The sequence below is a fragment of the Planktothrix sp. PCC 11201 genome (assembly GCF_900009135.1).
GTDB lineage: Bacteria > Cyanobacteriota > Cyanobacteriia > Cyanobacteriales > Microcoleaceae > Planktothrix.
Map to the genome: position 1 here is coordinate 89,112 of NZ_LT797703.1, position 8,654 is coordinate 97,765.

At 40.4% G+C, this 8,654-nt stretch carries 7 protein-coding genes and 1 pseudogene; 5 read left to right on the forward strand and 3 right to left on the reverse strand.

Annotation, left to right across the window (positions count from 1 at the left end; all coding sequences use genetic code 11):
* Positions 1-216: 216 nt before the first annotated feature.
* Positions 217-1,196: pseudogene (locus PL11201_RS14685) on the reverse strand (ISAs1 family transposase).
* 15 nt (positions 1,197-1,211) lie between these two features.
* Between PL11201_RS14685 and PL11201_RS26510 the strand changes: the two are divergent.
* A complete protein-coding gene (locus PL11201_RS26510) occupies positions 1,212-1,376 on the forward strand; it encodes a hypothetical protein (RefSeq protein WP_159451544.1) in 165 nt (54 codons plus the stop codon).
* A 64-nt stretch (positions 1,377-1,440) separates the two neighbouring features.
* On the forward strand, positions 1,441-1,869 hold the full coding sequence (locus PL11201_RS14690) for a hypothetical protein (protein ID WP_079679694.1): 429 nt from the start codon (positions 1,441-1,443) through the stop codon (positions 1,867-1,869).
* Between the two features lie 232 nt (positions 1,870-2,101).
* Here the strand turns inward: PL11201_RS14690 and PL11201_RS14695 are convergent, their stop codons facing one another.
* Positions 2,102-4,357 carry a polysaccharide biosynthesis tyrosine autokinase gene (locus PL11201_RS14695; RefSeq protein WP_079679695.1) on the reverse strand — a complete coding sequence of 752 codons (2,256 nt, stop codon included), beginning with the start codon at positions 4,355-4,357 and terminating at the stop codon, positions 2,102-2,104.
* Between the two features lie 7 nt (positions 4,358-4,364).
* Positions 4,365-5,900, reverse strand: coding sequence for an SLBB domain-containing protein (locus PL11201_RS14700; protein ID WP_079679696.1), 1,536 nt, complete (start codon positions 5,898-5,900; stop codon positions 4,365-4,367).
* Between the two features lie 184 nt (positions 5,901-6,084).
* On the opposite strand from PL11201_RS14700, the gene PL11201_RS14705 reads away from it, so the two are divergent.
* The 3 genes from PL11201_RS14705 (at position 6,085) to PL11201_RS14715 (ending at position 8,578) form a co-directional block, all read left to right on the forward strand.
* Positions 6,085-7,866 (forward strand): FAD-dependent oxidoreductase, encoded by a 1,782-nt coding sequence (locus tag PL11201_RS14705; RefSeq protein WP_079679697.1) that lies wholly within the window; start codon positions 6,085-6,087, stop codon positions 7,864-7,866.
* 91 nt (positions 7,867-7,957) lie between these two features.
* Positions 7,958-8,185, forward strand: a complete 228-nt coding sequence (gene patX, locus PL11201_RS14710; protein WP_079679698.1) for a heterocyst-inhibiting protein PatX — start codon at positions 7,958-7,960, stop codon at positions 8,183-8,185.
* A gap of 150 nt (positions 8,186-8,335) precedes the next feature.
* A complete protein-coding gene (locus PL11201_RS14715) occupies positions 8,336-8,578 on the forward strand; it encodes a lipopolysaccharide assembly protein LapA domain-containing protein (protein WP_079679699.1) in 243 nt (80 codons plus the stop codon).
* The last annotated feature ends 76 nt before the right edge of the window (positions 8,579-8,654 follow it).

The following is an 8,654-nucleotide window of genomic DNA, read 5'->3' on the forward strand; positions in this document are numbered from 1 at the left end:
CAGGGCTGTTTCATGTTTGAAAATTATAGCTTACTTTTTAGCCATAATTCTCAAACATAATAGCTATTTTCGGAAGAATTAATATTTCCTATAAGGGCTATATAATATTAATTATATGAAATAGTTATCTAAATAGCATAAATATTCCTATTCCCTACGGAGTAAGACTTACGTTTGTGATTTTTCTCTATTTTTCCTAAACTAATCGCTCTATTCTTAACTTGGGGATGAAGAGATAGCCACTAATTTCTCCCACTGATTTCCTAACCACCTTCTTCCCTCTGTTATTGATAAAAATCCTAAACCTCTGAAAATATTCAATCCTAGGGTGTTGAGCAATGCCAAATTAGTCGCCGCTCGTACTTGATGAATTTTCATACTATCCTCTTTAAATAACACATCTTTTACCCAATGAACTTGATTTTCAATCCCCCAATGCCCTTTAATCTTTTGGGAAAAAAATTCTGCCTTTTCCCAGATACTACTTATATAATAAACCGTTTCTTTATCAGACTTTTTTCCTCTGTATCCCCACCGTTCTACCTGAATTATACTTTGAATATGTTCCCAAAGGCTTTCAATTTTTATTGATTTTTTAAACACTGATACCCGACGAGTTATTTCTCGTCCATGACCCCGCTCTTTTTGAGTATCTATACTTTCAGCTTTCGTCGTTTTTATGATTTTTTCGATTTGATTATACAGTTTGATTTGATTCTTCTTAACCGCAATTAAATAATCGTTTTCACTCTCGATAATCTTTCGGACTGTGGTGACATTACAATGTAACGTATCCGCAGTTATCAACTTTCCTTTTAGACCACATTCTCCTATCATCCTTTGGGCTACAGCTTGTTCTGAACCGGTTTTACTCTCGAACTTTTCCGTCGCTAATACTAATCCTGTTTCTTGACTAAATATAGATACCATTATTCCCATGTTTTGCTGCTGATTTCCGGGGTCTTTTACCGTACTTCTTAAACTTTTTCCATCTATTGCTAATCCCTCTATTCCCTTTAATTTAGGAGAATTATCTCTTGACCATTCTTTTACTATTTTACTTAAATCTTTCTCATCTACTCCTCTCATTACCCTTCTTATTGTTGAAATAGCACTTCCCATAACTCATACCTTTTTCCCTGACTTTTTCTGAAGTCCTTGACTTTTTTTAAATTTTCTATTAAACTCGTTAGCATCTTTTTTTAGAAAAAATGGCGATCGCTTTCCATTTTATCAGGTGGCTATCGCTCTTTCTTTACTCTTTTTCACCCGACTTTGAAACAGCCCTGCCCCGTTATGCAGCCATGGGTAAAGGTTTAGAAAAGTCTGAACAATTAGCAGACCAAGCGATCGCGTCTTTGATGGCCCAACTTTAGAAAACAAATACCTCTGTGTTTAGCTGTTAAACACAGAGGGTGTCGTTATATTACGGACAAAAAAATGCGTTCAGACAAATACGAACTAGCAAAAAAGATGGCTCCTGAATACCATCACGAAAAACGTACCGAATTGTATGAATATTTGCACTCCAAAGGATATTACTGGAATACTGCGGTGTCTTGGTGGTCAAAAAGACAAACAGGGTATCGTGGTGAACCTAGAGAGGGAGAGGTTGAAATTAGACTCACTTCTGACAGCAAAGCAGTACGTCGTTTATTAGAGGGTATTGTCTGTCTTTTAAATAGCGAGGGATACGAAACCACAGGGAGAGGGGACGACCCCGCTAGTTATTACCCTAGCAAATATCCGGGTTCTTCTAGAAATGTTACGGATGCCCTTCTCGGTAAATTGCGCGTTACAAGATTTGGGAAGTCGTTTGTTTGTCCCCGGATGGACAAACTGCAAGCTAAGGTATTTTCTTTTCTCTAACTTGAGTGCGACCCCTTTTGGACATTCGGGTTGCTTCCTGTTAAAAAATGCAACCAAGTCGCCGTAATCCTTGAAAGTTCCTGTTTTTTGTTCCCTCACTTTTCCCTCGCGTTTATTTTACGATATAGATTGAGGGAAGATGAACGACGATAGAATCGGTATTCTAACTTTATTAGTCGGTTCAAGTCCGATAAGCAGCTTTTTGATTTCCAATCCTAGCTAATAAGGGATTCTAATAATCTCGATAATAATGGGTTTCCCGTTTATCCCCGTTAGCGACCATTCCTAATACGGGAACCCCGGCGGTGCTAATTTCCCGCAGGGCCAAACTAAAGGCTTCTCGGTCGGTTTTTCCTAGTCCGACAACCATCATTAATCCGTCGGTATGGGGGGCTAACAAATTCGCATCGGCTAACCCTAAAATTGGGGCGGTATCGTAGATAATTAAATCGAAGGATTCCCGCAATTGTTTCATTAACTCCTGCATGGGTTTTGAGGATAATAACCGAGTCGGATCGGGATAAAATTTTCCGGCGGTTAAAACATATAGGTTTTCCTCAGAAGCAACTTTTTTAATTACGGTTTTAAACTCTAATTTTTGAGTTAAAATGTTAGTTAATCCCAACTGATTTGTGATTTCTAACAGGGTATGAATCCGGGGACAACGTAGGTCAGCATCCACTAATAAAACCCGTTGACCCATGGCGGCGGCTCCTTGGGCTAAATTCATAGCAATGGTTGATTTTCCATCGGCTGGAGTGGCGGAAGTAATCACACAAGACCGCACAGAACCTTCAGGGTTTAATAGGCGTAAATTGGTATTTAAGGCTCGGAATGCCTCTTGGAATGGACTACAAGCGGGGTAGGTGATATCAGAAATATCAATAGTTGGTGCAACTGAATTTGGAAGGATTAAGCCTTCATTACTAGCTGGAATTACCCCTAATAATGGTAAGGAAATACTATCTGTAACTTCGTGGGTAGTGCGGTAAACATTGTTAAATCGTTCCAAAATTTGAGCCGTAATTACCCCCAAGAATAATCCAGCTAATCCCCCTAGGGCGAGATTTAAAGGAACATTAGGAGAAACGGTGATTAATTCTCCATTAATATTACTAGGAATCCGAGGAGGGGCAATTAATTCCCAGGGTTCTGACTTGACTTTGGGAACAAATTTGAGTTGTATTTCTTGAGATTTATTAGTCAGTTCTGTGAGTTGATTGGTAATAGTTTTCAACTGTTGTTGTAAATCATTATATCGACCTAAAACCTTGGGAAATACTTGGTAATATTGGTTGAATTCTTGGGTGGCTTTTTCTAAAACTTCATTTCTCACCTTCAGCATTTCAATATTATTCGCCGCCACAACTAACTGCTGAATCATTCCCATTCGGATCGAATCTTGAAACCGGATAATATTAGGATCGACTTGATTGCTATTTGATCCTAATACATTTTTAGCTTCTTTTTCTAATAAGGGAAGTATTTGTGATCGCTGATCTAATAATGCCTGAATTTGCGGTGCTGTCCCCTTAAAACGGGCGGATTCAATCGCTATCTCTGTTTCTAACTTTAATAACTCTTGAAGTAACCCTTGATAGTTCGGGGATTGAGTTAAGGCGGATGCTAACAGGGCTTGTTCGGGTTTTAATCCTAACTGTTTTTGTAAGGCTTGATATTGAGATTGCTGTTGAAAAAGTTGGGATTGAGCTTCTAATTTTTGAGCTTGTAATTCACTCTTTTGTTTGAATAAATATTCAGTTTGTAGTTTCGGATCAATAAAATTATATTGTTGTTGGAGTTTCTGGATTTCTTGTTTAATCGGGAGAAGTTTTTTCTCTAAGGTGGCAATTTGCCCATGAATTAATTTTAATTGTTGTTCTTGTTGTTGATCCTTGACATCTTTGGGTAGACTATATTTTAAGTAACCTTCAGCTATTTTTTCTAAAATAAATTGGACTTTTTGAGGTTCAGAACCTTGATAACTCACTTCAAAAATCCGAGTCTGTTTTAATGGTTTAATCGCCAGGGTATCCTTTTCCCAAAATGTTTGTCCAGTTTTTTGGTTAAATAGAGAATCATAGGTAACTTCAGGATAGCGCGTTTGAATCCCTTTTAAAATTCCCGACATTAATTTGGGACTTTGTAAAATTTCCAGTTGGGAATAATAATCGAGGTCTGATTTTTTTTCTGAATTGGAGTCTAAGGGTAAACTATCTTTTGCAGGAGTAGTTTCGACTAAAATTTGAAATGACCCTTTATATTCAGGAGTTTGATTAATTGTCCATAGATATACCCCAGCGGTGACGGCGGTAGTGACGCCTAAAACTGCGAGCGCTCGCTTCCCTAAAATTTTAAAGAAATCCGATTTTTCTTCATCATATCCCGGGTATAAATCAGCATCATAATATAAGGTTTCTTCCGAAGAATGTAAAGGTTTCCTAGTATTTTTAATAACAGAGATTTGAGATAATTTTCGATTTTTCATGGTCTTTTTAGTTCAAAATATTAACAAATCGAAAAAGTCCTAAAAAGTTATTCAGGGGACTTAATGAATTTAACACAGTTCCTAAACCATCTCGGAAACTAGCCGCACCAGAACGACCAACAACAATTACATCATTATTTCTGAGGATAGGGTTAGTTTCCTCATTCACAGCCGCCGATAGATTAATGGAAATCTGGCGTCTAGAAACCGTTCCGTTAGGATGGATGCGGATTAATTCCACTTGTTTTTTATTCGCCCGAGATTCATTAAATCCCCCCGCTTCCACCAAAGCTTGATTCAAAGCGGTATTGGGAGGGAGAGTTTTCGCCCCTGGGGATACCACCTCACCCACCAGACTAATTTTCAGGGTATCGGGGGAAAAACTCGCCGTCGCCACCTCAGCATTTTGTTGACTTTCGGCTGTTGTCGCCGTTGGAACTACAATCGTATCGCCCTGTTGTAACATCGCATCTTGACTCAAATCTCCTTCTTGTAAAAGTTTCCATAAATCCACTGTAATCTGTTGTTCAGTTCCGGTGCGGGTTAGGCGTCGCACCTGAATATTACGGATATCCGCGCCCGGAGTAATTCCCCCCGCCATTTTCAGGGCTTTGGTCACCGTAAATAGTCCCCCAGTCGCCGCCACTGAACCCTCGGCGGGTTGACCGGGTTCCGGGGAAACTCTGGGAATGATTTCTAAGGTTAGGGTATGGGTTCCGGGGCGATTTACCGCACCAACAACAGCAACATTTATGGGTTGATTATTATTACTGGCAAAATTAGCCGTAATTAATTGAGAAGATTCCGCCGCATTGTTTTCGGTACTGGTGGGAATATAAATCGTATCGCCGTCACGCAGGGTAATATCCTGGCGTAAATCTCCCGTTTGCAGGAGTTCCCACAAATCCAAATTGATAATTTTTTCCCTCCCTGTTCCACTTGAGCGCCGAATTTTTACTTGTCGCATATCCGCACTGGGGGTAATTCCCCCGGCCAGTTGCAATACCCTTGTAATTGTCGGTAAACGTCCCCCGGTTCCTGAGACTTCTGGGGTTCCCATCAGGGGGTTATTCGGGGTCGTGGCCGCCGATGGGGAGACGATATAAGACCCCGGACGTTGAACTTCTCCCGTCACCGCTACTTGCAGAGGACGGGCGGCGATTAATTTAAGGGCTAAAATCGGCCGTTGTAAATATTCCCCATAGCGCTGTTGAATTATTGCTGTTAATTGGTCTACCGTCATTCCTTGAACTGAAATATTACCAATTAAAGGCAAATTCACAGAACCATCAATTGAGACTTGATGATGACCATTATTACCACTATATTCAGGAACATTAAAAATATCGAGTTGTAGCAAATCCCCAGGGCCAAGGGTATAACCCGTATCGCTCGTAGGAAGATTCATCATCGGTTGAAGCACTGGCCCTTGGGCAAGGGCTTCGGGGAGATATCCCAGAATCACGACAACCGGAAGCCAAACCCCCCATAAACAGAGGAAATTAGCAGTTATTTTAGAATTTGAAGATAGAATCTTTGCCATTGCATCCCAATAAATATAAAAGTAGTAAGCCCTTCAGGGCTTCTTCCCAAGGATTATTCAAAAAACATTAGTTATATAGATGCCGTCGGTGATTACTTTTATCAGATTAAGCCCGGTCGGGCTTACTACTGGGTTCTATTTTAACCGATAATTTTTGGATTGTTTTTTTTGTTAACAAATGGCTATGAATTATTTACAAGCGGATGTTTTAGTCATTGGAGGCGGGACGGGAGGGACAGCCGCCGCCTTGCAAGCCGCCCGTCAGGGGGCAAAGACGATTTTAGTTAGTCAATGGTCAATGTTAGGAGGAATGTTAACTTCTGGGGGCGTTGTTGCACCGGATGGCAATGAATTAGTAGCCTTTCAAACCGGAATTTGGGGAGCATTTTTACGCGAATTAAACCACCGTCAACCCCAAGGTTTAGATAATGCTTGGGTGAGTTTCTTTACTTATCATCCCCAAATAGGGGCGAATATTTTTGCCGATTGGGTGAAATCAGAACCCAATTTATTATGGATACCGGAAGAACAACCTTTGGAAGTTATTAAAAAAGGGAATATTATTACAGAGGTTAGATTTAATTCCTGTACTATTCAAGCTAAAATTATTATAGATGGAACGGAATTAGGCGATCTTTTAGAACTCGCAGAAATTCCCTATCGTTGGGGATGGGAATTGCAAGGGCAATGGCAAGAACCCAGCGCCCCAATTGAACTATCAACATTAATGAAAACGACTCCGGTTCAAGCTCCCACCTGGGTTTTTATTATGGAGGATTTTGGAGAAGGTAACATAGCCCCAGAAATTCCCCTTCCCCCCATTCATACCCCGGAATTATTTACTAATGCTTGGAAAAATTATGATATAGAATCCTTTCTTAATTATGGTAGATTACCCGACAATAAGTTTATGATTAACTGGCCGATACAGGGCAATGATTATGATCAAAATTTAGATCGATTAATCAGTTCAAACTCTGAACGGCTGCAATTTTGGCAGGAAAGTTTCTGGCACAGTCTCAGTTTTGCCCGGTTTATTCAAATAAAATTAGGACGGAGATATGGGTTGGCAACAGAAACTTTTCCCCTGGAAAATCGACCTTATTTTAATAGTAATCCTGATATTTTATCGGCTTTTGCTCTCCATCCCTACTATCGAGAAAGTCGCCGAATTGAAGGATTAACAACAATAATAGAACCAGATATTTTACCGATTGAAAAGGGTTATACTGCGACCTTACCTTTCAATGAAACTGGAGAATGTGAAGCGATCGCGATCGGAAATTACGCTAACGATCATCATTATACCCAATTTCAATTAACCCTGCAACCCAAAAGTTTACGTTGGGGTGGACGGTGGACAGGAACCCCCTTTACTATTCCCTATCGAGCATTAATTCCTATTAGTATCGAGAATTTATTAGTCTGTGAAAAAAATATTTCCGTTTCCCATATTGCTAACGGTGCGACTCGTTTGCAACCTGTGGTTTTAGGAATTGGACAAGCCGCAGGAATGGCCGCAGCTTTATGTATTGAACAGGGAATACAACCCCAGGAATTATCCGTTAGAACCTTACAAAATGCCCTATTAACTGATATAATTGCCCCGCAAGCCGTGATTCCTTTATTTAATTTACCACCCGATCATCCCGATTGGTTATACTGGCAATATTATTATTTAGATCATCCCAAATTATATCCCATTGATGGTAATTGTCCGGCATCCTCAAACCCCTGTCATCTTTCTAAAGATAGTCACGCCTTCGAGGGTATTTTTCAGCGTCAGAGTCACCAAGACTATAGTTTCACCCTAACTCAAGGACAGTTTATCGGTCAAAGCTGGAAATTAGTCACCCTATACCCGGAAATTAACCAACAATTACAAAATATTCCCAGTCCTTCCCCCCTAAAAGTTTATGGACGTTTAAATTTCTCCGGTCAATGGTTAATTTTAGAGGGGTTATAGCCGGATATAACAAAAACTTTTAACAGTTATCCTGATCTAAATATTAACGGTTTGTATAAGGAAGTGGACAGACTTACAGGGACACTTTATTATGCAAACCTATACATCTTTAGTTTTATCAGTTTGTTTATTGGTTGGTCTTACTACTAACGCTTTAGCAGCGAGTTCTGCTTCTAATCAATTATCAGATGTTGTTAGCACCTCACAATTACTTTCCGCCCGCACGGGACTTAATGGCCCCTACGAACCCGACAGAGGCGGCGGACGTCGGGATTTCCAAGATACCACCCACTCTAATGATGTTAATGTTCAACTCTAATTATTGAAAACATTGATATTTTTTGATAACCGCTCACCCTGGCTTTTTACCCCGAAAAATAAAAGCTAGGGTATTTTATATCTATCAGGCAACGGGAAAATTGATTAGAATAAACAATAGGTTTTTTCGTTGGATACATTGTGATCATTTATGCCTAATGCCCCCGCCATTGTCACCAGTTTTATCCTAGCTTTCTGGATTAGTACGATTGCCATTCTTGCAGTCCAAAACGCCACACCGATTGCTCTGAGGTTCCTATTTTTCGAGTCTGTTCAACTTCCCATCGGTTTGATTCTCGCCTTTAGTGTTGCCCTGGGACTCCTGGGCGGCGCCCTATTCAAGCCCCTTGCCCAATTAGGACTCACCCCTCAAAACCCAAAAATCAGACACTAATTATCTCTCCCCTACTCCCCCTGCCTCCCCTACCTCCCCTGCTTCCCCTGCCTCCCCTACTCCCCCTGCCTCCCCT

Coding starts and splice junctions, on each gene's coding strand:
- PL11201_RS26510 (WP_159451544.1), top strand. CDS start 1,212: ATGGCGATCGCTTTCCATTTTATCAGGTGGCTATCGCTCTTTCTTTAC.
- PL11201_RS14690 (WP_079679694.1), top strand. CDS start 1,441: ATGCGTTCAGACAAATACGAACTAGCAAAAAAGATGGCTCCTGAATAC.
- PL11201_RS14695 (WP_079679695.1), bottom strand. CDS start 4,357: ATGAAAAATCGAAAATTATCTCAAATCTCTGTTATTAAAAATACTAGG.
- PL11201_RS14700 (WP_079679696.1), bottom strand. CDS start 5,900: ATGGCAAAGATTCTATCTTCAAATTCTAAAATAACTGCTAATTTCCTC.
- PL11201_RS14705 (WP_079679697.1), top strand. CDS start 6,085: ATGAATTATTTACAAGCGGATGTTTTAGTCATTGGAGGCGGGACGGGA.
- patX (WP_079679698.1), top strand. CDS start 7,958: ATGCAAACCTATACATCTTTAGTTTTATCAGTTTGTTTATTGGTTGGT.
- PL11201_RS14715 (WP_079679699.1), top strand. CDS start 8,336: ATGCCTAATGCCCCCGCCATTGTCACCAGTTTTATCCTAGCTTTCTGG.